The sequence below is a fragment of the Streptococcus mitis genome (genome assembly GCF_023109235.1).
In the GTDB taxonomy this organism is placed as follows: Bacteria; Bacillota; Bacilli; order Lactobacillales; family Streptococcaceae; genus Streptococcus; species Streptococcus mitis_DA.
The window spans coordinates 1-738 of sequence record NZ_JALDUC010000024.1 but is presented as its reverse complement, the minus strand read 5'-3'; the positions used below and the strand labels follow the sequence as shown (position 1 = coordinate 738).

The 738-nt window shown below is 37.4% G+C and carries 1 protein-coding gene; it reads left to right on the top strand.

Annotated elements, in window-relative coordinates; translation table 11 throughout:
* Positions 1 to 94 precede the first annotated feature (94 nt).
* On the top strand, positions 95 to 738 hold a 644-nt coding region (locus M1F55_RS09000; RefSeq protein WP_247947714.1), incomplete at its 3' end, for a transposase family protein.

Here is a 738-nt window from a genome sequence, read left to right as displayed (position 1 = left end):
CCTATAAATATTATGGAGCCTATTTTTGTGTAGAAAAAAAGTCCCATATGACCTATAATGAAAAGCGACGAAACAACTCATTAGAAAGATTCATATGGAACCATTACATTTTATCATAAAACTGCTCGATATCAAAGACCCTAATGTCCAAATTATGGATGTTGTTAATAGAGATACCCACAAGGAAATCATCGCTAAACTGGATTATGAGGCCCCATCTTGTCCTGAATGTGGAAGTCAAATGAAGAAATATGACTTCCAAAAACCATCGAAAATTCCTTACCTTGAAACAACTGGTATGCCTACCAGAATCCTCCTTAAAAAGCGTCGTTTCAAGTGCTATCATTGCTCTAAAATGATGGTCTCACAGACCTCTCTCGTCGAGAAAAATCACCAAATTCCTCGTATTATCAACCAAAAAATTGCGCAAAAATTGATTGAAAAAACTTCTATGACCGATATCGCTCATCAACTGGCTATTTCAACTTCAACTGTCATTCGCAAGCTTAATGACTTCCGTTTTAAGCATGATTTTTCTCGTCTTCCAGAGATTATGTCTTGGGACGAGTATGCCTTTACCAAGGGAAAGATGAGTTTCATTGCACAAGATTTTGATAATCTTAACATCATCACTGTTCTTGAAGGCAGAACACAGGCTATCATACGAAATCACTTTCTGCGCTACGAGCGAGCTGTTCGTTGTCAGGTGAAAATCATTACGATGGATATGTTTAGTCC